General features: G+C 71.8%; 25 protein-coding genes, 4 tRNA genes and 1 pseudogene. 12 read left to right on the top strand and 18 right to left on the bottom strand.

The genetic code is table 11. The features are described 5' to 3' along the window. The first annotated feature begins 282 nt into the window (after positions 1-282). On the top strand, positions 283-921 hold the full coding sequence (locus tag OP04_RS07885; protein WP_033338840.1) for a fasciclin domain-containing protein: 639 nt from the start codon (positions 283-285) through the stop codon (positions 919-921). A 3-nt stretch (positions 922-924) separates the two neighbouring features. Further along, positions 925-2,436, top strand: a complete 1,512-nt coding sequence (locus OP04_RS07890; protein ID WP_051797263.1) for a molybdopterin-dependent oxidoreductase — start codon at positions 925-927, stop codon at positions 2,434-2,436. Positions 2,437-2,775: 339 nt separating this feature from the next. Here the strand turns inward: OP04_RS07890 and OP04_RS07895 are convergent, their stop codons facing one another. Then, positions 2,776-3,084, bottom strand: a complete 309-nt coding sequence (locus tag OP04_RS07895) for a 2TM domain-containing protein (RefSeq protein ID WP_232323511.1) — start codon at positions 3,082-3,084, stop codon at positions 2,776-2,778. A 90-nt stretch (positions 3,085-3,174) separates the two neighbouring features. On the opposite strand from OP04_RS07895, the gene OP04_RS07900 reads away from it, so the two are divergent. Next, on the top strand, positions 3,175-5,739 hold the full coding sequence (locus OP04_RS07900) for a 2Fe-2S iron-sulfur cluster-binding protein (protein ID WP_033338842.1): 2,565 nt from the start codon (positions 3,175-3,177) through the stop codon (positions 5,737-5,739). 247 nt (positions 5,740-5,986) lie between these two features. Further along, positions 5,987-6,145 (top strand): hypothetical protein, encoded by a 159-nt coding sequence (locus tag OP04_RS53070; protein WP_157239460.1) that lies wholly within the window; start codon positions 5,987-5,989, stop codon positions 6,143-6,145. Here OP04_RS53070 and OP04_RS55485 read toward each other — a convergent pair. Both OP04_RS55485 and OP04_RS07910 read right to left on the bottom strand, forming a co-directional pair. After that, entirely contained in the window at positions 6,131-7,018 is an 888-nt protein-coding gene (locus OP04_RS55485; RefSeq protein ID WP_051797264.1) for a TetR family transcriptional regulator, read from the bottom strand. The two genes, OP04_RS53070 and OP04_RS55485, sit on opposite strands and share 15 nt — an antisense overlap. Then, positions 7,015-7,494 (bottom strand): heme-degrading domain-containing protein, encoded by a 480-nt coding sequence (locus OP04_RS07910; RefSeq protein WP_033338843.1) that lies wholly within the window; start codon positions 7,492-7,494, stop codon positions 7,015-7,017. The genes OP04_RS55485 and OP04_RS07910 overlap by 4 nt, the downstream gene beginning before the upstream one ends. Positions 7,495-7,728: 234 nt before the next feature. Between OP04_RS07910 and OP04_RS07915 the strand changes: the two genes are divergently transcribed. After that, the gene (locus tag OP04_RS07915) at positions 7,729-8,028 is read left to right on the top strand and encodes a hypothetical protein (RefSeq protein ID WP_157239462.1); all 300 of its coding nucleotides are present in this window, start codon (positions 7,729-7,731) and stop codon (positions 8,026-8,028) included. Between the two features lie 18 nt (positions 8,029-8,046). Here OP04_RS07915 and OP04_RS07920 read toward each other — a convergent pair whose 3' ends face one another. From OP04_RS07920 to OP04_RS48405, 4 genes and pseudogenes are all read right to left on the bottom strand, one after another. Next, complete coding sequence (locus tag OP04_RS07920; RefSeq protein ID WP_051797265.1) at positions 8,047-8,442, bottom strand: VOC family protein; 396 nt, start codon at positions 8,440-8,442, stop codon at positions 8,047-8,049. A gap of 70 nt (positions 8,443-8,512) precedes the next feature. Beyond that, entirely contained in the window at positions 8,513-9,952 is a 1,440-nt protein-coding gene (locus OP04_RS07925) for a nitroreductase family protein (protein ID WP_033338845.1), read from the bottom strand. A gap of 24 nt (positions 9,953-9,976) precedes the next feature. Next, a complete protein-coding gene (locus tag OP04_RS07930; RefSeq protein ID WP_033338846.1) occupies positions 9,977-10,954 on the bottom strand; it encodes a hypothetical protein in 978 nt (325 codons plus the stop codon). A 28-nt stretch (positions 10,955-10,982) separates the two neighbouring features. Then, positions 10,983-11,565 (bottom strand): annotated as a pseudogene (locus tag OP04_RS48405) (DUF5709 domain-containing protein). A gap of 104 nt (positions 11,566-11,669) precedes the next feature. Between OP04_RS48405 and OP04_RS07940 the strand changes: the two are divergent. Both OP04_RS07940 and OP04_RS07945 read left to right on the top strand, forming a co-directional pair. After that, positions 11,670-11,915, top strand: a complete 246-nt coding sequence (locus OP04_RS07940) for a zinc ribbon domain-containing protein (RefSeq protein WP_033338847.1) — start codon at positions 11,670-11,672, stop codon at positions 11,913-11,915. Positions 11,916-12,104: 189 nt separating this feature from the next. Continuing rightward, positions 12,105-12,779, top strand: a complete 675-nt coding sequence (locus OP04_RS07945; protein ID WP_157239464.1) for a hypothetical protein — start codon at positions 12,105-12,107, stop codon at positions 12,777-12,779. Positions 12,780-12,825: 46 nt separating this feature from the next. On the opposite strand, the gene egtD is transcribed toward OP04_RS07945, so the two are convergent. From egtD to OP04_RS07970, 5 genes are all read right to left on the bottom strand, one after another. Next, entirely contained in the window at positions 12,826-13,791 is a 966-nt protein-coding gene (egtD, locus tag OP04_RS07950; RefSeq protein ID WP_033338849.1) for an L-histidine N(alpha)-methyltransferase, read from the bottom strand. Further along, entirely contained in the window at positions 13,788-14,537 is a 750-nt protein-coding gene (egtC, locus tag OP04_RS07955; RefSeq protein ID WP_033338850.1) for an ergothioneine biosynthesis protein EgtC, read from the bottom strand. Before egtC ends, egtD begins: the two co-directional genes overlap by 4 nt. Continuing rightward, the gene (egtB, locus tag OP04_RS07960; protein ID WP_033338851.1) at positions 14,537-15,838 is read right to left on the bottom strand and encodes an ergothioneine biosynthesis protein EgtB; all 1,302 of its coding nucleotides are present in this window, start codon (positions 15,836-15,838) and stop codon (positions 14,537-14,539) included. Before egtB ends, egtC begins: the two co-directional genes overlap by 1 nt. Next, a complete protein-coding gene (gene egtA / locus OP04_RS07965) occupies positions 15,835-17,061 on the bottom strand; it encodes an ergothioneine biosynthesis glutamate--cysteine ligase EgtA (RefSeq protein ID WP_033338852.1) in 1,227 nt (408 codons plus the stop codon). The genes egtB and egtA overlap by 4 nt, the downstream gene beginning before the upstream one ends. A gap of 144 nt (positions 17,062-17,205) precedes the next feature. After that, positions 17,206-17,625 carry an ArsI/CadI family heavy metal resistance metalloenzyme gene (locus OP04_RS07970; protein WP_033338853.1) on the bottom strand — a complete coding sequence of 140 codons (420 nt, stop codon included), beginning with the start codon at positions 17,623-17,625 and terminating at the stop codon, positions 17,206-17,208. Positions 17,626-17,701: 76 nt separating this feature from the next. Here OP04_RS07970 and OP04_RS07975 point away from each other — a divergent pair, with 76 nt between their 5' ends. From OP04_RS07975 to OP04_RS07985, 4 genes are all read left to right on the top strand, one after another. Then, positions 17,702-18,052 (top strand): ArsR/SmtB family transcription factor, encoded by a 351-nt coding sequence (locus OP04_RS07975; RefSeq protein ID WP_033338854.1) that lies wholly within the window; start codon positions 17,702-17,704, stop codon positions 18,050-18,052. Further along, positions 18,049-18,174: a hypothetical protein gene (locus OP04_RS56405; RefSeq protein ID WP_269746669.1), complete on the top strand. Its 126-nt coding sequence runs from the start codon at positions 18,049-18,051 to the stop codon at positions 18,172-18,174. Before OP04_RS07975 ends, OP04_RS56405 begins: the two co-directional genes overlap by 4 nt. Beyond that, positions 18,171-18,662 carry a GNAT family N-acetyltransferase gene (locus OP04_RS07980; RefSeq protein WP_033338855.1) on the top strand — a complete coding sequence of 164 codons (492 nt, stop codon included), beginning with the start codon at positions 18,171-18,173 and terminating at the stop codon, positions 18,660-18,662. Before OP04_RS56405 ends, OP04_RS07980 begins: the two co-directional genes overlap by 4 nt. A gap of 67 nt (positions 18,663-18,729) precedes the next feature. Beyond that, entirely contained in the window at positions 18,730-19,080 is a 351-nt protein-coding gene (locus OP04_RS07985; protein WP_051797305.1) for an arsenate reductase ArsC, read from the top strand. A 135-nt stretch (positions 19,081-19,215) separates the two neighbouring features. On the opposite strand, the gene OP04_RS07990 is transcribed toward OP04_RS07985, so the two are convergent. The 4 genes from OP04_RS07990 to OP04_RS08005 form a co-directional block, all read right to left on the bottom strand. After that, positions 19,216-19,289 (bottom strand) — tRNA-His (locus tag OP04_RS07990). 2 nt (positions 19,290-19,291) lie between these two features. Continuing rightward, a tRNA-Val gene (locus tag OP04_RS07995) sits at positions 19,292-19,363 on the bottom strand. A 5-nt stretch (positions 19,364-19,368) separates the two neighbouring features. Continuing rightward, positions 19,369-19,441 (bottom strand) — tRNA-Val (locus tag OP04_RS08000). A gap of 103 nt (positions 19,442-19,544) precedes the next feature. Next, positions 19,545-19,618, bottom strand: a tRNA-Pro gene (locus tag OP04_RS08005). A 190-nt stretch (positions 19,619-19,808) separates the two neighbouring features. Between OP04_RS08005 and OP04_RS08010 the strand changes: the two genes are divergently transcribed. Then, positions 19,809-21,089 (top strand): tyrosine-type recombinase/integrase, encoded by a 1,281-nt coding sequence (locus OP04_RS08010; protein WP_157239466.1) that lies wholly within the window; start codon positions 19,809-19,811, stop codon positions 21,087-21,089. Here the strand turns inward: OP04_RS08010 and OP04_RS08015 are convergent. Both OP04_RS08015 and OP04_RS08020 read right to left on the bottom strand, forming a co-directional pair. Further along, positions 21,086-21,505, bottom strand: a complete 420-nt coding sequence (locus OP04_RS08015) for a helix-turn-helix domain-containing protein (protein ID WP_157239469.1) — start codon at positions 21,503-21,505, stop codon at positions 21,086-21,088. The two genes, OP04_RS08010 and OP04_RS08015, sit on opposite strands and share 4 nt — an antisense overlap. A 95-nt stretch (positions 21,506-21,600) precedes the next feature. Beyond that, entirely contained in the window at positions 21,601-22,080 is a 480-nt protein-coding gene (locus OP04_RS08020; RefSeq protein WP_033338858.1) for a hypothetical protein, read from the bottom strand. Positions 22,081-22,228 lie beyond the last annotated feature (148 nt).

Raw genomic sequence — 22,228 nt, forward strand, 5'->3', positions numbered from 1 at the left:
ATATCCGATATTTCGGACCGATCGTTCGGTTCGTGGGCGCGGGCGGCGACCGGTCCGCCCGGTCGGCAGCGCGGTGCACGACCAGGCCAGCCAGGACCGTTTCGGTCAGCGCCGGCCGGGCACGTCCGACGCCACGACAAGCATCGTCGTGGCGCGTGAGATCCCTTCGGGTGACCGGGCGGGAAGTTTCCTGATCGCGGACCCATCCGCCGCTCCGGGGGCAGCGAATCCCTCATAACAGTCCTGACCCGGACTCAAGTCACTATGAGGGGACATATCACCATGCGTACCATTCGGATGATCACCATCGCGACCGCGGCCACGCTCTGCCTCGGACTGGCGGCCTGCGGGCAGAGCGACGACGCGGAGACCTCCACGGCGGCGACCGGGATGGCCACGCCGGCCGCGACCGGGATGGCGAGCAGCCCGGCGAAGGCCACGTCCGCCGAGTTCGGCGCGGGGTGTGCGGCGGTGCCGACCGACCCGAGCAACGCGGGCAGCTTCCAGGCCATGGCGCAGGTGCCGGTCGCGACCGCGGCGTCCGGGAACCCCGTGCTGAGCACGCTGGTCACGGCCGTCAAGGAGGCGGGGCTGGTCGACTCGCTGAACAGCGCGCCCGCGCTGACCGTCTTCGCGCCGGCCAACGACGCGTTCGCGAAGATCCCGAAGGCGGACCTGGACAAGGTGCTGGCCGACAAGAAGCAGCTCACGGACATTCTGACCTACCACGCGGTGTCCGGGAAGCTGACGCCGGCGCAGCTCGCGGGCGAGCACGAGACGCTGCAGGGCGGCAAGCTGACCGTCACCGGCAGCGGCGAGAACTTCACCGTCAACGGCAACGCCGCCGTGGTGTGCGGCAACGTGCAGACGGCGAACGCGACCGTCTACATCATCGACACCGTGCTCATGCCGAAGAGCTGACCCGTGCGCGCCCACTCAGCACTGAGCGGGCTGGTCGCGGCCGGTGCCGGGGTCGCGGCGGGCGAGCTTCTCGCCGCCGCGGCCCGGCCGGGCGCCAGTCCGGTGCTCTCCGTCGGCGCCGCCGTCATCGACGCGACGCCGACCCCGATCAAGGAATTCGCGGTACGTACGGTCGGCACCGCCGACAAGCCGCTGCTGCTGACCGGGATCGCCGTGATCCTGACCGCGCTGGCCGTGCTCCTGGGCATCGCGGCGCGCCGCCGTCCACTGTGGGGCGTGCTGGGCTTCGCCGCGTTCGGCCTGGCCGGTGCCGCCGCCGCGGTGACCCGCCCGGCGGCCGGCCCGCTCGACGCGCTCCCCTCGCTGCTGGCGGGCCTGGTCGCCGCAGCCGCACTGACGTTCCTGTCCCGCATTCTCACCGACGACGCGTCACGCCCGCAGGCCGGCGCCTCCCCCGCACCCGGGCGACGCGGATTCCTCGCCGCGATCGTCCTGATGGCCGCGGGCGCCGCGGCCGGTGGAGCGGCCACGGTCCTGCTGCGGGCTCGGGCCGGCCGGTCGGCCGCCGAGAACCGCGCGGGCGTGCGCCTGCCACCACCCACCGACCCGGCGCCCGCGCTGCCCCCGGGCACGCCGCCGGACTTCCTGACCACGAACGCGAACTTCTACCGCGTGGACACCGCGCTCACGCTCCCCCAGCTCGATCCGGCCACCTGGCGGCTGAAGATCCACGGCATGGTCGGAGAATCGGTCACACTGAGCCTGGACGATCTGCTCCAACGGCGTACCCTCGAACGCTTTCAGACCTTGACCTGTGTCTCCAACGAGGTGGGCGGGCCCTATACCGGGACGGCGCGCTGGCTCGGGGTGCCGCTGAAGGCGCTGCTGGACGAGGCCGGGGTGGATCCGGCGGCGGACCAGCTGGTGGCGCGCGGCGCGGACGGGATGACCATCGGCACCCCTACCCGCCTGGCGCTGGACGGTCGCGACGCGATGCTGGCGTTCGGCATGAACGGTGAGCCGCTGCCGATCGAGCACGGTTTTCCGGTGCGTATGTTGACGCCCGGACTCTACGGGTACGCCGGGTCGTGCAAGTGGATCACGGAGCTGGAGCTGACCACGTTCGACGCCTACGACGCCTACTGGGTCGAGCGCGGCTGGGCGGCGGAAGGGCCCGTCAAGATCGCGTCGCGGATCGACCGGCCGGTGCCGTTCACACGCGTCACCGCAGGTCAGAGCGTCACGATCTCCGGTGTCGCGTGGGCCGTGCACACCGGGATCACGTCGGTCGAGGTCCAGATCGACGACGGCGACTGGCAGCCGGCCACGGTGCTGCCGCCGCCGACCGGCGACACCTGGGTGCAGTGGCGTCTGCCCTGGTCGCCCGTGCCCGGCGGCCACACGCTGCGCGTCCGCGCGACCGATCGGGCCGGTACCGTCCAGACGTCCGACCGGGCCACGCCTTTCCCCAGCGGGGCCACCGGGCAGCACACGATCTCGGTCACCGCCGCCTGACCTCACGACCGGTCGGGGCGCCGGTCGGCACACGATCTCGGCGACCGTGGCGTGCCGCACAGGCGATAGGATCCGTGCGGTCCACGGTCGTCGCACGAAGCGGGCGCCTGCCTCCTGGCGCTCCCGCTGGCACGAACGGGCACGCCGACCAGCCCGAGCGAGCTGATCGACCTGATCTGGGGCGAGGACGCGCCCTCCAGCGCACTCAACATCATCCACAAGTACGTGGGTACGCTGCGGCGCGTCCTCGAACCGCGGCTGCCCGGCCGCGACGCGGGCGCGTTCCTGCACCGGCGCGGCACGTCCTATCTGTTCACCGCCGCGCCGCGATGAGGACGCTCAGCCGTCGCCCCGCGGCCGGCCGATCTCCCGCGCGATGCGCGCCTCGTCCAGGCCGGTGCCGGAGTAGACGGCCCAGACGTGGAAGAAGAGGCCGATGCCCCAGCCGAGGATCGACCACAGCGGCCAGAAGAACTGCTCCGGGGTGTACGCCCACCAGACCACGATCTGGATGACGTTGGCGAACAGGTAGACCAGACCGTGGATCTGGGCGCCGCGCTTGCGGTACAACTGCGTGACGGCGCGGGCCCGTACCGGATCAGGATCGATGTTCTTCATGGTGTGCTCGCCTTCGCGTTGTGCTGTCACCGACGCCGGAAACGTAGGAGTCCGCAGTGAAGGAAGGCTGGACGGAGCCGTTCACTGGAAGTCCACTGCGCCGCCCTACCTTTCCGCGCCATGAGTGAGAACGAGTTCGACGCCGTCGTCATCGGCTCGGGCATGGGCGGGCTCGCGGCCGCCCGCGCGCTGGCCGAGTTCGGTGGCAGCCGGGTGCTCGTGCTGGAGCAGCACTACACGCTCGGCGGCATGACGCACGAGTTCTCCCGGGAGGGGCGGTGGCAGTTCGGCACCGGGCTGCACTACCTGGGTGCGACGTCGCTGCCGTTCCTCGACTTCATGACGGACGGCCGGGTGCAGCTCACGCCGCTGCCCGACGACTTCGACGTGCTGCACTTCCCCGGGCTGGACTTCGCGGTCCCCGCGTCGGCGCAGCGGTTCCGGGAGCGGCTCAAGGAGCGGTTCCCCGCCGAGGCGGACGCGGTCGACCGGTTCTTCGCGTCCGTGCCGCGCGCGACCGGCGGGCTCGGCGCGCGGAACGTGTTCTCCTCGTTCCCCGCACCGGTACGGGCACTGGGTTTCCCGGTCATCGAACGGCTCTTCCCGTCGACGTACCGGACGCTGTGGGACCACGTCTGCCGCTACTTCCAGGATCCGCAGCTGCGGGCCGTCGTCGCGGCACGGTGGGGGCTCTACGGCCCGCCGCCGGTGTCGGGCACGTTCGGCCAGCACGCCGTGGTCGCGTTCAGCGCGTTCGCGGACGGCGGCACGCATCCGGTGGGCGGGCCACGCGAGGTGAGCCGGATCGCGCTGGAGATCGCCGCACGGCACGGGATCGCGCTGCGCGCCCGGCAGCGGGTGGACCGGATCCTGGTCGAGCACGGGCGCGCCGCCGGCGTCGACGTGACGGACGAGAGCGACGGCCGGACCTACCGGGTGCGGGCCCGGACCGTGGTGTCCGCGGTGGGCGTGCGCAACACGTACGCGCTGCTCGGCTCCGCGGTCGCACCCCGCTGGCAGGAGGCCGTCTCGCGGCTGCCCGGCGAGGTGTCCGCGATCATGCTGTTCCTGGGCATGGACCGCTCCCCCGCGGAGTTCGGCCTGCGCGGCGAGAACCACTGGATCATGCCGGACCTCGGGCCGGAGGGCGGGCTCGACCGGCCACCGGGCGAGGGCACGCTCTACGTGTCGTTCTCGTCGCTGAACAACCCGGCCGCCCGCGCGCACACGGTCGAGGTGCTGGAGCTCGTCGACCCGGCGGAGTTCGCGCCGTGGCACGGCCGGCCGGACGGCTACCCACAGCTCAAGGCCGCGCTGACCGGGCGGCTGCTGGACCGGCTGGAGACGCGGTGGCCCGGCTTCCGGGACGCGGTCGGGCTCGCCGAGCTGGCGACGCCGCTGTCCTTCGAGACGTACCAGAACAGCACCCGGGGCGGCTTCTACGGGCTCCCGGCCACCGTGGAACGGTTGCGGTCGCCGCTGGCCGGCTGCCGCACACCGGTCCGGGGCGTCGTCGTGGCCGGGCAGGACGCCTGGGGACCCGGCGTGGTCGGCGCCGTGGCCGGCGGGCTGATGGCCGCGAACGCGGTGCTGCCGCCGGCCCGGATCGGCGCGCTCTGGCGGGCGGTCCGCGCGGGCGGGCGGCCCCCGGTCCCGGGCGCGCCCTGGCAGGGATATCTGCGCGTCGCGCAGCTCGACGAGCTTTCCCCGGCGGTACGACGGATCCGCCTCGCACCGCTGGACAACGGCCCGATGCCGTTCACGTTCACGGCCGGGCAGTACCTCAAGGTCGACATCCCGGTGGCGGTGGAGCCGATCGAGCGCGCCTACTCGATCTCCAGCGGGCCGGGCGGGGACGCGGTCGACATCGCGGTGAAACGGGAGCCGCGCGGGCTCGGATCCGCGTTCCTGCACGACGCGCTGCGGGTCGGGCAGGCGTTGCGGGTGCGCGGGCCGTTCGGCGAGTTCACCGTCACCGGCGAACCCGCGGCCGGGACGCTGCTGCTGATCGCGGGCGGCGTCGGGATCACGCCGCTGATGAGCATGCTGCACGCGGCCGCGGACGCCGGGCGGACCGGGCCGATCGTGCTGCTGGCCGGCGCGCGTACCGAGGACGAGATCCTGTTCCGGCCCGAGATCGACGCGTTGCGGGAGCGACTGCCGGGGCTGGTGGTGGAGTACTTCGTGTCCCGGCCGGCCGGGCGGCGGATCGGCGTCGAGGCGCTGCGCCGGTACGCCGCGGACGCGAGCCTGGTCCACCTGTGCGGGCCGGCCGCGATGATGGGCGACGTGATCGGCATCCTGGCCGGGCTGGGCGTGCCACGCGACGCGATCCGCACCGAGGCGTTCGTGTCCGGCCGCGGGGCGCAGACGCGGCGGGAGCGGGCGCACGCGGTCGAGCTGCGGGCGAAGGACGCGGGGATCACCGCGTTCACGATCGGGGTGGACGGGGGCGGGTCGTTCCCGTGCCCGCCGGGGCGGACGATCCTGCACGCGGCCAATGATGCGCACGTGACGCTGCCGCAGTCGTGTGACGAAGGGGTGTGCGGGACGTGCCGGGTGCGGGTGCTGGCCGGGCCGTCCGAGACGGACGGGCGGGGGATGTTCTCCGCGGAGGAGGCCGAGGCGGGCTGGCGGCTGGCCTGCCAGACGCTGCCGACCGGCGACCTGACCATCACGACGTAGCCGGGCAGCGTCACGCGGGCGGGCGTCACGCGGGCGGGCGTCACGCGGGCGGGCGTCACGCGAGCGGGCAGCGGCACCGCCGCGTGACGCCGGTCGGCCCGGCCGCCGACCGCCTGTTGGCGCGACCGCGAGCCGTCGGATGGCGCGACCGCCACCGTATTCGCAGGTCGTACCCGCCCGGCGAAGATCGTGACCGTTCGTGCCGCGTTCTCTTCCACCGGCGGGGCACGTGTGCCACGCTCACGGCATGGAGCAGAACGTGGAGGAGCGCACCGCGACCGAGCGGTGGCGTCAGATGCCGGAGCGTGTCCGGCCCGAGGACCAGCGTCCCGAGACCCCGGCCGGTCCGCCGCCCGGCAACCAGGTGATCAGCGGCGACGCGCCGGAGCCGCTACCGAACGGGTAGGGCCGCCTCGATCATGCGGTCCAGGTCCGCGAGCGGGTCGGTCGTGCGGTCGTTGAGGTACTCGTCGAACCAGACCCGGAAGGCCACGGTCGCACAGGCCACCAGCAGCCGCGGCCGCCAGCTGTCACCGGCGGCCGGCCCCACGCCGGCCGAGCCTGCGACGGCCGGTCCTGCGACGGCCGAGCCCGCGTCGGCCCGCCCCGCCCGGCCCGCGTCGGCCCGGCCTGACGCAATCGAGTGCTGGCCCGTCCGGTCTGCGGCGGCCGCAGCCGCATCAGCGCGCCCCGGCACCGCCGGTCCTTGGTCCGCCCGGCCTGCGGCAACCGCCCCCTGGCCGGCGGGACCGGAAGCGGCCGTGCCCTGCCCGACCGGGCCGGAAACCGCCGCGCCCTGCCCGACCGGGCCGGAAACCGCCGCGCCCTGGCCCGCCGCGCCCGCGTCAACAGACGCGTGCCGTGCGGTCAGCAGCGCCGCCAGTTCCTGGTCCTGATCGGGGCGGATCGCCAGGTTCGACACGCGCAGGTGCTGGGAGCCGCGGGCCACCGTGCGCAGCGACTGCAGCCACTCGCGGTGCGCGATCGCGAAGCGGCCCAGGTCGCGTACTGCCGCGGCCAGCACCTCGCGATCCGTGACGCCCTGCGGCGCCGCGCGGATGGCGTCGGCGAAGACCGCGGTCATCCGGCGGACCGGTTCCGCGACCACGTCCTCCTTGCCGGCGAAGTAGCGGTGGAACGTGCGCGGCGCGATGTCGGCCCGCTCGCAGATGTCCGCGACCGTCACGTGGTCGTAGCCGCGCTCGGCGAAGAGCCGCCACGCGGCCTCGGCGGCGGCGGCCCGGTTCTGCTCACGTTTGCGTTCGCGCAGTCCGGTCAACGGAGGAACGACTCCAGCACCTCGACCACGAGCGCGTGGTCGTCCGCCTGGGGCAGGCCGGAGACGGTGACGGCGCCGACCACGCCGACGTCGCGGATCCGGATCGGGAACGCGCCACCGTGTGCGGCGTAGTCGGCCGGGTCGACGCCTTGGGCCGCGTCGAGCGCGCGGTCCTTGGCGGCGAGGCGGCGGCCGACCAGGTACGAGCTGGCCTGGAAGCGCTCGACCACGCGCACCTTGCGGTCGATCCAGCGGTCGTTGTCCGGCGCGGTGCCGGGCAGCGCGACGTGGAACAGCTGCTGGCCGGCCCGGCGGATGTCGATCGTGACGGGCAGGCCGCGCGAGCGCGCGGTGTCGGCGAGCAGCACGCCGAGCCGCCACGCGTCGTCGTTGTCGAAGCGGCTGAACTGCAGCCGCCGTTCCTGCTCCTCGATGCGCGCGATCAGATCCGCGCCGGCCAGGTCGTCGTCGCTCATGCCCGTACCCCCTCAAGAGGTTTTGATCTTTTCATGCCCGCCTGGATGCGGCCCGGCCCGTCGGAATGTCTGCATATTTCGCGACACCGCCCTGTGATCTTGGCCGTCAAAGTCGAAACGATCTACTTACCGACTTTCGCCGTTGCACACGTTGAGTAAGGTGCGCGGCAGCGAAGCAACGATCAACAGGAGTCACTGATGCGCGGTCCAGAACACGACGAGATTGTGAAGTCCATGGTTGAGCTGCTGCTTTCGGCACTCCCGGACGACAGGGCACGCATCGTCGCGACCGGTGAGACCGACCTCGGCCACTCCACCTCGTCACTTTCGGTTATCGGCTCGGACGGTTCGGTCACGGCCGCCACGCCGATCCCGGACTTCGACCTCGCGCTGATCAAGCTCTGGGACGACACCGCGGTCGCGGACGCGGAGCCGTGGAACACCTACACGCTGACCGTGGAGCAGGACGGCACCTCCGCCCTGGACCTGTCCTACGTGTCGCCGGACCCGGAGCCGGACGCCCTCATCGTCTAGAGAGCGCCCGGCGTGCGGTCAGGCGTCCAGCGCCTCGACCGCGAGCAGGTGGTCGTGGTCGTAGCTGCCCGGCGGCGGCACCACGAGACAGAACTCGTTGCCCTGCGGGTCGATGAGCGTCGCGATCTCGTAGCCGCCGTCGTCGTGCGGCGCCTCCAGCAGTTGCGCGCCGAGCTCCAGCATCCGCTGTAACTCCACGCGCATGTCAGTGAGCTGTATGTCGAAATGCATACGGTTCTTGACGCGCTTGGCCTCGGGCACGGCCTGAAAGATCAGGTCGGGCCATCGACCGGACGGATCGACGATGCGCTGGTAGGGGGGCTCCCACGAGCCGACCCGGAAGCCCAGCGCCTGGGACCAGAACTCGGCGAGTGGCTGCGGATCAACGCAGTCGAGAATGTGGACCAGACGCATGGAGCGGTGGCCTCCCGTCAAACCGGTAGATGAAAGTCAAGCCACAACCTAGTCACCCACGGCGATCCTGTCAGGACGCACTCCCCATCCTCGGCGTTATGCCACGAATCGCCACCGGTGCGCCGGGCCCTCCGCCGGGCCTGGATCGGTACTCCGCGACCCCCACACAGGTGAACAGCAGCGTCACGAGATCGTCGTCCGCGCGGAGCAGCGCGGGCACCTCGGAATCGAGGAACGTCATTCCGGTCGCGGTCGCACCCACGGCATAGGCGGCCAGGTGAAGCCGTCCCTCGACGATCCCGGCGGCCAGCTGCGTCTCCCGGTAGCCGCGATCGTCCAGTGTGGATCCGGGCGTCGCGGCGATGACCACGTAGGCCGCGTCGCCGCCGAGTTCCTGGTCCAGGCAGATCCGGGTCAGCTCGTCGCGCAGATCACCGGCGTGGATCGGCGTTTCCAGGTCCGGCCAGCGGTAGACCCCCGGCGTCACGCCGTCGACGCCGTGCACGACAACCCAGTGCGGGACGTCGATCCCGCGAAGAGCGGCCGCCAGCGGCCATTCAAGAGCCTGCGCGGGTACGGTCCGGGAGCGGTCCATCCGGCGCTGGGACCCGCGGCGGCGGATGACGTCGTCGAGCGTGTCCGTGCTGTCCGGGGCGTCCACGGCCGCCCCGGCCGGCCACGGCTCGCCGAGCGCGTCCGCGTCGCCGGCGCGCTGCGCCCCGGTGACGAGCGGGAACTCGACCGGTGGCAGCTCGCCGGCCGCGGCCGGCCCGGCCGGGTCGACGACCGGTCCGTCACCGTCCACTGTGAGCAGTGCGAGCGGGAACTCGTGCGTGCCGTCCGCGCCGACCAGATCCCGTACCCGCTGATCGGGGAACCTGGTGTGGATCCTCGGCGCATGCCCGGCGGACGCGGCCGCGGCCTCCAGCTGGGACAGCAGCGTGCCGGCGTCCCAGTACAGGTGGCGGTAGCCGCGCTCGGCGTAACGCCAGCCGGTCCGCCACGGGATGCCGGTGACCACCAGCGTCGTGCCCCGGCCGGTCGCGGGCCCGACCTGGACGAGCGCGTGCCGCACCGGGTCGTACCAGTGCACGCCGTCCGGCACGCCCCCGACGCCGTTCGTGACCGCGTAGACCTCCAGCGGGAACCGGGACCCGGCCGAGCCGGCCGCACGGAACAGCCACGGCTTGCCGTTGCGCTCGCTGGTGCGCACCACGCCCGCGCCGAGGAACAGGACGCGGCCGAGCCCGTGCGCGTCGAGCGGCAGGCGGGGCGCCGCCTGCCCCGCGATCACCGCGGTCGCGGACACCTCCGGCGCCACCAGGTCCCGCGGCAGGTCCGTGACGGGCAGCTCCGGCGGGTACGACTTGACCTGTGGCGGCAGCGTGGCCGGATCGTTCTGCGCGAGGTCGTGGCGGATGCGCGGGTCGTCCGCGGGAACATCCCACTCACGGCCCGGATGATAGGACGTCAGCCGGTGCAGCAGGCCGGCCCCCGAATCGAGATCCATCCCGTCATCCTGCCATCGGGCGCCCTACGCGAACGGGTCCCAGTCCGTGGCGTAGCGCAGCAGCGACCGCGCCAGGTCCGGGTGCGCGGCCGCCCAGCGCGTGTCGAACAGGAACCACTGGTCGTGCCCGAAGAAGTCGTCGATGTAGCGGGCGACCTGCACGATGTGCGCGCTCCCGGCCGTCAGCGTCTCCGGCGCGGCCGCCTCGCGCAGCTCCCCCACGATCTCGGCGTGCGCCTCGGCGTGGACCTCGGACGCGGGATACCCGTCCTGCGGCGTCTCCAGATCGAAGCGGTAGCGCGCCCAGCGTGCCGCAGCCGCGGCCATGTCCGGGTCGTCGGGGGCCACCAGTGCCCGGAGAACCCGGGCCTCCAGCGGCCACGCGCCGGTACCGCCGGCCGTGCGCAGGTGGGCCGCGAGGTCCGGCAGCGCCACGCCCGGGAACGCGAGCGGGCCCGGAAGGTCGAGGCTGGTGCCCGTGCCGTGGTGCTCGTGCGGGCTGAGGCGCACGGAGTACGTGGTCTCCGGACCGGGCCCGGCCGGCCCCAGTCGCCGCACGTGCAGGCCCGGCGTGAAGCTGCCGTCCGACGCGCCGGACGGCAGCGGCCAGGTGTCGTGCACCAGGAACGCCAGCCGTTCCGGCATGGCCGCGACCACCTCGTCCTCGAGGAAGTAGTACGCGAGGTCCACCTCGTCGTCGTCCGAACGCACCCGCAGCGCATGCTCGCCGAGCCGCGGGTTGAACTCCTCCTCGGACTCCGGCTGCCACTCCACCCACAGGTGCTCCAGCAGCAGTTCCCGCAGCTCGTCGACGGTCTCCGGCCGGGGCAGCCCGTGCTCCTCCACCGCCTCGAAGATCGAGTCGAAGCCGTAGAGGTAGTCCAGGTCCCCGGCGCCCTCGTGCCAGGCCTGCCGGAACCAGCCGAGGACGGTCTGACCGGGCAGCGCGAGCACATCCTTGCCGAGCGGGTTCTCGACCCGCCCTCGATCCACGACGTACACGGCCCGGACAGTACCGCCCGGACCTACCTCACCCGCGGTCCGGGATCGGGTGGATCGCCAGCTCCTCCGCGGTGGCGCCGCCGCCGGCCGCGCCCGCGTCGTAGGCGACCGCGGTGGCCTCCCGGTCCTCCTCCAGGCCCTCGTCCGGCGCGACCAGCCGGCCGACCGGGGCCGTCACCGACGCCGGTGTCGTACATCGAGACCGGGGAGTCGAGGCGCGGGTCGACCGGGCCGCCGTCGTCGAGCGGGGTGTCCCGGTCGATCGCGTCGACCTCCTCCGCGATCGCGTCCGGGTCGAACGACTCCGCGGAGATCGGCGACGGACGTACGTCCGCCCTGCTCAGGGCCTCGTCGAGCGCGGGATCGTTCACCTCGCGGCCGATCTTCAGGTCCAGCGACTCGCCCTCGCGCGCCTCCTCCGGCGTGGTCCCGAAACGGTCGAGCACCATCGGCGTCGCGTCGCGGTCCAGCGGGAGCGCGGCCGGGTCCGGCCCGTCGGCCTCGCGGCCGGTGTGCACGTCGTCACGGGCGGTCGAGTCGTCGTCGGCGGTGCCGGGAAGGCCATCGGTCTCGGGGTCGGAGACCGGCTGAGGATAGGTGTTGTCGGACATGACCCCGATCTACCCAGCCCGGCGGGATCCACACGCCCCGGAAGCGCGACTGGGCCGGGCCGTTTACGTTGGAGGCAGGACCCCACGACCCCTGGAGCGCGACCGTGTTTCTGATCTTCGGTTTCCGGACCAAGGCGACCGCGCTCGGCTGGGTGCCCGAGACGTGCCGCGTCTGCGGCCAGTCCGGCAGCCTGCTGCTGACCCGCGAGGTCACCAAGTTCAGCCTGTTCTTCATCCCGCTGATCCCGATCCGCACGAAACACGTGCTGCGCTGCCAGAACGCGTTCTGCCACGCGGACACGAAGATCAGCGGCGACGAGGCCCGCCGCCTCCAGCCGTCGCTGCGTTAAGAGCAGGAATTCATTTTCCCGCTTCCGGCGTGGTCCGGCAGCGTTGCTCCCGCGGGCACCGGTCGTCGCCGTGGTCCGGAAAACCCTGGTCGTGGGCGTCTTGCCGGGCTGGGGGCGGCGACTCCCGGCTTCATGCCAGGGCCTCCACACTGGACTGCGGGATCCCGCCTGCGCCGTTACGTTGTCCCCATGACCCAACAAAATACCGTTTTCGGCAGGTTCGGCGCTTTTGCGGCACAGAGGCAGGGCGGCACCGCACGGCGGGTCCGCACGACCGCCATGATCGCGGGCGCGGCCCTGTGTGTCCTGACCGCGGCCGGCTGTGCCGAGACCGTGGACGACGGCGCGTCCGCCGGATCGCCGAGCGCCCCCGCGGCGGCCACGACCGCGGCCCCGACCGGCACGCCGACGGCGGCACCGACCGGCACACCCACCGGCGCTCCGGCCGAGCCGACCGGGGCGACCGGCGGCGGGCTGACGAACGACAAGGGCGAGAAGCTGGACGAGCGGGTCGTGCGGGCGGTCAACGAGGCGAATCCGAAGGACCCGGACGCCTACCGCGCGCTGCCGGGCACCACCTACAGCGGCGCCGCCGACGTCTACATGGTGATCGACTCGTCGAGCACGGCGGGCGGGCACCTGAAGTTCCGGATCCGCGAGGTCTCGAAGCCGGGGACCGGCGCGGGCGAGGGCCTCGGCCCGTGGTGGAGCGCGCGTGCGGACAACGCGGAGTTCCTGACGATCAACGGCGGCGCGTACCCGCTGGAGAAGTTCGTGGAGGCCCAGCCGACCTACCCGAAGGGCCAGGAGTACCGGATCACGTTCGACCGGAACCTGACCATCGTCAAGATCCACCAGGTGTGACCCGTGTGGTGAGGCCGGAGCGATGCCGCTCCGGCCTCACACGGTCCTACGCGGCCTGCGCCAGCGCCACGGTGAACAGGCCGTCGTCGTCGGTCCACCGGTGCCGCACCCGGAAGCCCGCGTCCGCCAGCTCGGACTCCAGCCGTTCCGGCCGGAACTTCGCGGAGATCTCGGTACGCAGCGTCTCGCCACGCGCGAAATCCACCTCCAGGCCGAGGCCGCGGACGGACACCCGCATCGTCTCGGTCGCCCGCAGCCGCATCTCGATCCACTCGTTCGACGCGTCCCAGACCGCCACGTGTGCGAACAGGCCGGGGTCGAACGTCGCGTCCAGGTGACCGTTGATCACCCGGAGCACGTTGCGGTTGAAGTCCGCGGTGACGCCGGCCGCGTCGTCGTACGCCGGGACCAGCACGGCCGGGTCCTTGACCAGGTCCGCGCCGAGCAGCAGCCACTCGCCGTCGTCCAGGACGCCGCGCACGTCGCGCAGGAACGTGGCGCGCTCGGCCGGCAGCAGGTTGCCGATCGTGCCGCCGAGGAACGCGATCAGGCGGCTGCCACCGTCCGGCAGGTGCCGCAGGTGGCGGGTGTAGTCGCCCACGATGCCGCGCACGGACAGCGCCGGATAGGCCGCGTCCAGCCGGGCCACGGCGTCGGCGAGCGCGGACGCCGACACGTCCAGCGGCACGAACGCGCCCAGCGTGCCCTGGGCCAGCAGCGCGTCCAGCAGCAGCCGCGTCTTCTCGGACGAGCCGGAGCCCAGCTCGACCATGGTCTTCGCCTCGGTGATCCGGGCGATGTCGCCGGCCCGCGCGGTCAGGATCGCCCGCTCGGCCCGGGTCGGGTAGTACTCCGGCAGCCGGGTGATCTCCTCGAACAGCTCGCTGCCCCGGGCGTCGTAGAACCACTTCGGCGGCAGCCATTTCGCCGGTGCGGTCAGTCCGGCGGTGACGTCGGCGCGCAGCGACGCCGCCAGGTCCCGCTCGTCGAGGTGGATCTCGAGGTCGTTCACGGTGCCTCCAACGGCGTGAGGTCCAGGGTCGATCGGGTCGCGACGAGCAGGTGGTCCTGCGGCACCTCCTCCCAGGCGGGATCGTCGTCGAGTGGTTCAGAGCTGATGATCGTTCTACGACCGTCCTGACGCGCGAACAGCCCGTGACCGACGGTCGTCGCCGCGATCCGGGTCCCGTCCGTGAGCAGCAGGTTGAGCCGCGACTCAGGGGCGGCTGCGCGCACGGTCAGCACGGTCTCGCGCAGCGCCGTCCCGGGGTCCGCGCCCGACCGCAGCCGATCACGCACCAGCGCCCACAGCAGCGCGGCGTCGGTCGGCGCGTCCAGCGTCAGCAGGTCCCGCACCGGCAGCCGCTCCGCGAGCTTGACCATCGAGTCAGGCCAGCCGGTCACCTTCCCGTTGTGGCTGAACAGCCACGGCCCTTCCGCGAACGGCGCGGACGCGGACTCGGAGACCGGCATGCCGACGGTCGCGGACCGGACCGCCGCCAGCACCGCACCCGCGCTGGTGACGCCGGCCAGCGCCATCAGCGACGGATCGGACCAGATCGGGGTGGCGCGCCGGTACCGCACCGGCGCGCCGCCGGACTCCGGGAACCAGCCGACCCCGAACCCGTCCACGTTGATCGTGCCGCCGCCACGCATGTCACCGGGCGCCCACGCCTGATGACACAACGCGTGCGGCAGATCGAAGAGCAGATCCTTCAGCGGTACGGCGTCGCCGAGATATGCCAGGTGACGGCACATCAGCCCAGCTCCTCCGGGCGGGCGTCGCGCGCGCACCGGAAGCCGCTGAAGATCTGCCGCCGGATCGGGTAGTCCCAGTTGCGGAACGTGCCCCGGCAGGCGGCCGCGTCCGTGCCGAACGACCCGCCGCGCAGCACCTTGTAGTCCGGGCCGAAGAACACCTCCGAGTACTCCCGGTACGGGAACGGGCGGAACCCCGGATAGCCGTGGAAGTCCGAGGCCGTCCACTCCCACACGTCGCCGATCAGCTGGTGCACGCCGAGCGGCGACGCACCGTCCGGATACGCACCGGCCGGCGCCGGGCTCAGGTGGCGCTGGCCCAGGTTCGCGTGCCGTGCCTCCGGCGGGTCGTCGCCCCACGGGAAGCGGCGGGACCGGCCGGTCTCCGGGTCGAAGCGGGCGGCCTTCTCCCACTCCGCCTCCGTCGGCAGGCGCTTCCCGGCCCAGCGGGCGTAGGCGTCCGCCTCGTACCAGCACACGTGCACGACCGGCTCGTCCGGGACCAGCCGCTCGGTGCGGCCGAACCGGGTGTAGGAGCCGTCCGCGTTCCAGTGGGCCGGGCCGGTCAGGCCGGCCGTGGTGCGGTGCGCCCAGCCGTCCGCGGTCCACCAGCGCTGGTCGTCGTAGCCGCCGGCCGCGATGAACTCCGCGTAGGCGGCGTTCGTGACCGGGGCCGCGTCGATGAAGAACGCGGGCACGTCGACCACGTGCGCGGGCCGCTCGTTGTCCAGGGCCCAGGGCTCCACATCCGTACCCATGGTGAACGGGCCTGAGGGTAGGAGCACTTCGCTCTTGATCTTCACGGTCGCAGGCGGCGGCGCGGAAACCGGCAGCACCGGAGGACCGGACCGCAGCTGGTGCGTGGCCAGCATCGTCTCGTCGTGCTGCTGCTCGTGCTGCACGATCATGCCGAACGCGAAGCCGTCCGCCACGAGCGGGCGCCCCTCCATCCGTACCGTGTCGAGAATGTCCATCGCTTTGTCCCTGACCTGCCGGACGTAGGCGCGGGCCTCGGCCGGGTTCAGCAACGGCAACGCGGGACGGTCCCGGCGCGGATGCTTGAACGCGTCGTAGAGCTCGTCGATGTCCCGGCGGACCGGCTCACGGCCGCCCACGTCGCGGACCAGCCACAACTCCTCCTGGTTGCCGACGTGCGCCAGGTCCCAGACCAGGGGCGACATCAGCGGCGAATGCTGGCGGATCAGATCGTCGTCGTCGACCGCCTCGGTCAGCGCCTCGGTGCGGGCGCGCGTGCGCTCCAGCTCCGCAGCGACCGTCAGCCGTAGATCGGGGGTGGTCATGTCAGTCGTTCCTTCCGGGGCTGGGCCGCCAGACGGCGCCCGATGATGCCGGTCACCCGGTCGCGCAACGGCACGGGCAGGTCGAGGTTCCGGCTTGCCAGATCGAGCAACCCGGTCGCGGCCTTGGCGATCGCCGGGCAGGACAGCCCCTCGCGGGCCGCCTCCAGCCAGCGGTCATGGGCCGGCGCGGCCAGGTCACGGGCCTCGTCGATGACGGCCTCGTCGAGCAGCGCGGTCAGGACCGCGGCCGGCGCGATCCACTCGTCGCCGGGCTGCGCGTCCAGGTAGCGGACCTCGAGGTAGCCGCGTGGACGCACCGGCGGGAAGAGCGCGCCGAGGTGGTAGTCGAGATCCTCGACCGTGGGCGGCCGGGGCAGACCGCTGCGGATCCAGCCCGCGAACGTCAGGCCGGGCGGCGCGTCCCAGTTGTCGTCGTCGCTGCGCAGGCACAGCAGCGGCGCTTCCAGTACATATTGCGCCCAGGCCCCCGCCGGGTCCTGGTTGACCGCGACCGGGCGGGTGAGGCCGGGCTCCATGTTGAGCCAGGTCCCCATCCGTCCGCAGGCCCAGCCGGTGTCCCGGCCGGCCCGATAGCGGGAGGTGGCGAACGCGGCCAGCAGCGGCGGACCGAACTCGTGCACCGCGGCCCAGCGCGCCGCCAGATCCTCCGGACGCCCCGCGTCCAGGCAGACCTGCAGGCCGGCGGTACTGCACATCATGATCCGCCCATGTTCGCCGCGCCGGTCGAAGAGGCGCTGCATGGCCCCGTAGCGGGGCGTGTGCACCAGCCGGCGCGGAGGGCGGTGGGGATCGAGGCCGTTGCCGCCGAGCACGAGCCCGGCGCGGGCGAGGCGCTCGTCGATGAGCGCGCGGCCGGCGGTGACCTGGTCGTAGAGGGTTTGCACATCGTCGGCCGGTGCGGAGGAGAGCTCCACCTGGCCGCCCGGCTCAACTGTGACGGCGCCCCCACCCGGCAGCGGCACGGGATCGGGGTTGCCTATCGTCTCCGGCGCATAGGGCCCGAGGGCGTCCCGTAGATCATCGATGGTGAGCGGTGCGCCGGGGGACGCGGCGTGGTGCACCGTCCATTCGAGCTCGACACCAACCCGTTCGGGAGGCCCTGTCTTGAAGCAGATGCCGCTGACGTGCGCCGCGGCCTCCGAGATCGCGTGCAGTTCGGACATGATCCCGACCATACCCGTGACCTTCGGTACCGACACCATTACGAGTTGAAGATGATGTATGTTGAGCGACACCCTGGATGGCGTTGCAAACGGGGCCGCTCACGGGCAGGATCGCGGCGCCGGTCCGTACCCATGAGCGGTCTTCCTGCAGTGACACCCCGCGGATGATTCAGCGCGGATGATTCAGCGCCCGGCGCAGCACTCGCCGGCCGCGGGCATCGGCTTGTCGCCGACGGCCGAGTCGCCCTTGACCACGTAGACCTCCCACGGCTCGTCGCCGGGGCCGCGCACCCACACCTTGTCCTGCAGGGCGTAACAGCACTCGGTGTCGCCCTCGGTCAGCGTGACCAGGCCCGATTCGGTCAGCCGCGCGGTCGCGGCGTCGACCGCGCCGGTGCTCTCGACCTCGACGCCGAGGTGGTCCAGCACGGTCGGCCGGCCCGGCTCCCCCTCCAGCAGGACCAGCTTCAGCGGCGGCTCGGCGACCGCGAAGTTCGCGTATCCGGGGCGGCGCTTGGCCGGCGCCACGCCGAAGAGCTTCGTGTAGAACGCCACCGACCCCTCCAGGTCAGCGACCCGCAACGCGAGCTGCACACGGGACATCCCGCACCTCCAGTTGATTCGACTGTTATCGAATCCGCAGCTTGCCATCAGATTAGATAACTGTCAAACTCGACGGGTGTCGAATCCAGAGGTGCGTGGCTGCTGCAGCACGCCGATGGTCACCGAGCCGGTCAGCGAGTCCGACGCGGTCACGCTCGCCCAGAGCTTCAAGGCCCTCGGCGACCCGGTCCGGCTCCGGCTGCTGTCCCTGATCGCGGCCCGTGCCGGCGAGGAGGTGTGCGTCTGCGACCTCCTCGACGCGTTCACCCAGACCGCGCCGACCATCTCCCACCACCTCAAGGTGCTGCGCGACGCCGGCCTGATCATCGGCGAGCGACGCGCCTCCTGGGTCTACTACCGCGTCGTCCCGTCCGCGCTCGCCACGCTCTCCCGGCTGCTCGACGCCTCCGCCATGGCCGGCACATGAGCCACGCCCGCCGCGCCGCCGCGTTCACCGGAACCGGCCCGCCGGCCGCCGCCCGGCTCTCCCCGCACGGCACCGGGCTGCGACCGCCGGCCCTCTCCCCGCCGGAGGCCACGTCACCATGACCGAGATCGCCATGATGCAGGACGCGCACGCCGAACAGGTTCTGGAGATCTACCGGCTCGGCATCGCCACCGGCGACGCCACGTTCGAGACCGAGCCGCCGGACTGGCAGCGATTCACCGGCAGCCGGCTGCCCGAGCACCGGTTCGCCGCCCTCGACCGCGACGGGCGGGTGGCCGGCTGGATCGCCTGCAGCGCCGTCTCCGACCGCTGCGTCTATGCCGGCGTCGTCGAGCACTCCGTCTACGTCCACCCCGACGCCCGCGGCCGGGGCGTAGGCCGGGCGCTGCTCGACGCGCTGATCACCTCCACCGAGACCGCCGGGATCTGGACCATCCAATCCGGGATCTTCCCGGAGAACGCCGCCAGCCTGGCCCTGCACACCGCCTGCGGCTTCCGCGTCGTCGGCACCCGCGAACGTGTCGGCCGGCACCACGGCGTCTGGCGCGACGTCATCCTCATCGAACGCCGCAGTCCTGCGATCGCCTGACCGTTCGGAGCCCACCGTGAAACCCAGCGTCCTGTTCGTCTGCGTGCACAACGCCGGCCGTTCCCAGATGGCCGCCGGCTGGCTGCGTCACCTCGCCGGAGACACCGTCGAGGTGCGCTCGGCCGGCTCCGAGCCCGCGGATCGGATCAACCCGGTCGCGGTCGCCGCCATGGCCGAGGTCGGCATCGACATCACCGCCGGGCAGCCGCGGAAGCTCGACCACGCCGCCGCCCAGGCCAGCGACGTCATCGTCACCATGGGCTGCGGCGACACCTGCCCGTTCTTCCCCGGCACACGCTACGAGGACTGGCCCCTCGACGACCCCGCCGGCCAGGACCTCGACGCCGTCCGCCCCATCCGCGACGCCATCCGCACCCGCGTCGAGCGGCTGCTTGCCGAGCTGCGCCCGCCCGCGTGAACGTCGCGTCAGCCGCGTGCGGGCCCGCTCACGAGCAGCGTCGCAGGCCCCGGTGTCGAACCGGGCGATCCGCCCTTATGAGGGGCAGCCGGGCCCACGCCCGCCTGCGATGTTCCACAGCGGATGGTTGCGAAGGGTGACCGGTCGGACTCGAACCGGACGACCTCTGGATCCACAGTCCAGCGCTCTGCCACCTGAGCTACGGCCACCGTGCCCGCACCAGGAATCGAACCTGGCACCTCCGCTGTGTGAAAGCGGCGCTCTCCCACTGAGCCATGCGGGCGTGCGTGTTCCGAGCCGGATTCGAACCAGCGACAACCGCCGTGTCGAGGCGGTGCTCTACCAGCTGAGCTATCGGAACGCGGAGACGGGGCGAGTCGAACGCCCACGGGTGTTACCCCCAACCGTTTTCGGGACGGTGGCCGGCGCCAAGTCGGCTGGCGTCTCCAGGGTATTGCCGTGCGTCGGGACGGCCGGATTCGAACCGGCGGCCCCCTGACCCCCAGTCAGGTGCGCTACCACGCTGCGCCACATCCCGTTCGTACCAGTGCCTCTGGAGAGATTCGAACTCCCGACACCCGGATCCGTAATCTGTTGTGCATCATTTTGCCTACCAGCGTTGATGCAGGTCAAACGGTTTACGGCCGACGCGATCCGGACGTGATCCAGACACGATTCAGCCGTGTTGGTGCCCCCGCGGGGGCACCGGATTCCGCTAGCGTCCCCGCATGGCCTCGGTAGACACCCGCAGAACCGGATGGGCACTCCAATGGCGCCTCGGCGGCAGCCGCACCGGCGCACGCCAGACCCTCACGTTCTCCACCATCGGTGCCGACGACCCCGACAGCGTGTACGAACTCATGACCGTCGCGAAACGACTCGTCGAATCACGCGGACACGACATGACCCGCGACCAGCTCGAGGCGGCGGTTCTCGGCGATCCGACCCAGCCGGTCGGCACCCCGACGTTCAGCGCATGGGCAACGGCCTGGATCGAAAAGCGCCGGATGGCCGGCGATGCCCAGTCGGACACCCTCGACGACTACGAACGGATTCTGAAGAAGTGGGCCGTGCCGTATCTCGGCGCGAAACTGCTTCACGAGATCACTCACGATACCGTCGAGGAATGGTCGGCGTGGATGCGCACCCGCCGGCACCGCGGTGAGCCGCTGTCAGTGAACTCTCGCAAGACCACCCGCACGATTCTGCACACATGCCTGGGCGCGGCGGTCCCGAAATGGATCCCCGCGAACCCTGCGGCCCAGCCGAGCGGGGCTCGCCGTCGCAACGGACCCGACGATGACGGCGAGCCCTTCGAGCCGATCTTCCTGACGTCGGACGAGGTCAAGCTGATCCTGCGGCACTGCCCACCGCCGATCCGGGATCTTGTGTTCACCGCGGTGCACACCGGGCTGCGGTTGGGTGAGCTGCTGGTGCTCAGACGCAAGGACGTCGAGCTGGCCGGTGACGACCCGCACATTCAGGTCAGCAGGGCGCTCAAACGTGACCGTACGGTCGGCCGGCCGAAGTCGCGCAGGTCCCGTCGGCTTGTAACCATCTCCCCCGGGTTGTGCCGGGTGCTGGCCGCGCGCCTGAAGAACCTGAAGCCGGACGACCTGGTCTTCCCCGCGGCCAGAGGAGGAATGATGTGGGAGGCGGGTCTACGCAGCAGGTATTGGCTGCCTGCGGTCGCGGCGGCACAGCGCTGCGCGGAGCATCCTCCGCCGCTGCCGGAGAAGGCCGCGACGGGGCCGCGCCGCAGGTGGCGGCTTGATGAGGTGTCGACGTGTGCGTGTACGACCCGGCTGCATCGCGTGCCGCGCTTTCACGATCTACGGCACACGCATGCGTCGATGTGCATCGAGGAGGGCTGGTCGGCCAAGAGGATCCAGGAGCGCCTCGGGCATGCCACGTACGCGATGACGATGGACCGGTACGGGCATCTGCGGCACGGCGGCGACTCGGAGCGTCTGGGTAAGTTCGATGAGGCGCTGGGCTCTCTGGGCTAGGAGCCTGTCTGTCGCGCGTTGTCTTCGGCTGCGGCGGCCTCGAGGAGCGTGCGGAGCCGTTCGATCTGTTGGGCGGCTTCGTCGCGGAGGTGCTGGCTGCGGTGGGGGTTGTCGCGGATTTCTTCGAGCCGGGCTAACCATTCGTCGCCGGGGTCATCACGGGTGAACGCGGGGTCGGTGGCGGGTTGGCCGCCGGTGATGATGGTTTCGATGCTGCCGGGTTGCCAGCCGAGGGTGCGTTCGACGCGGCTGTAGGTGAGTTCGGCGGTGTCGCGGGTGCCTTTTTCGACGCCGGACCAGGTGTTGCGCCTCATGCCGGCGCCGTCGGCTGCGGCGCTGATGGACATGCCGATGGCGAGTCGGCGTCGTCGGACGGCGGTGCCGAGGGTTTCACGTTGGTCTGGGGTCAATGCCACGGATCGAATGATGCCCGTTCAAAGCTGCTCAGTCACGTCGGGTCCCCGCATGGCGTGATACTCCCCGAAATGCTCATGCAGGTGCACGTGCATGATCAGCTGCTGTGGCGGCGCGACCCGGGCAGAAGCCTGTGGACGGTGCCACCCCCGGAGAACCGGTCGATGGAGGAGTCACTGCGGGCGAGGAACGCGGCATCGCGCTGCTCGTCGCGTTCGTCCAGGGCGTCCTGGAGGGCTTTCTCGATCGTGTCGGGGAGTGCGTTGATGGCTGCCTGGATCTCGGCGACCTCGCTGCGGAGCGCTTCGAGTTCGGCGTGGGTGACCTGGGTGTCCGCGGCCGCGCGGTGGCGGGCCTTGCGTCCGTTGCGGGTCATGGCAGCGAGGATGGCGCAGGCTGCGGCAACGACGACGGATACGCCGGCGGCGATGCGCATGCCGGGCCAGGGTGTGGTGTGGCTGGCGGCGTCGTCGATGAGGACGATGCAGGCGGCGATGCAGATGGCCGCGGCGGCGCCTGCGGTGATCCAGTAGATGATTTCGGTGCGGCTGATGGTGATGTCGGTGCGGTGGTTCATGTGCGGTCCCCGTTCGGGCGCCGGCGGGTGCCGGGCTGGGCGCGGTTGGGCGGTGCGTCTGCGCGCGTCTCCTGGGGATGTGGGCGTGCGGCAGTGCACGGGCTTGCCCGGAACGGTGTGTCACCGTTTCGTCATGATCCCATGCTGA

This window comes from Catenuloplanes japonicus (genome assembly GCF_000717135.1).
GTDB lineage: Bacteria > Actinomycetota > Actinomycetes > Mycobacteriales > Micromonosporaceae > Catenuloplanes > Catenuloplanes japonicus.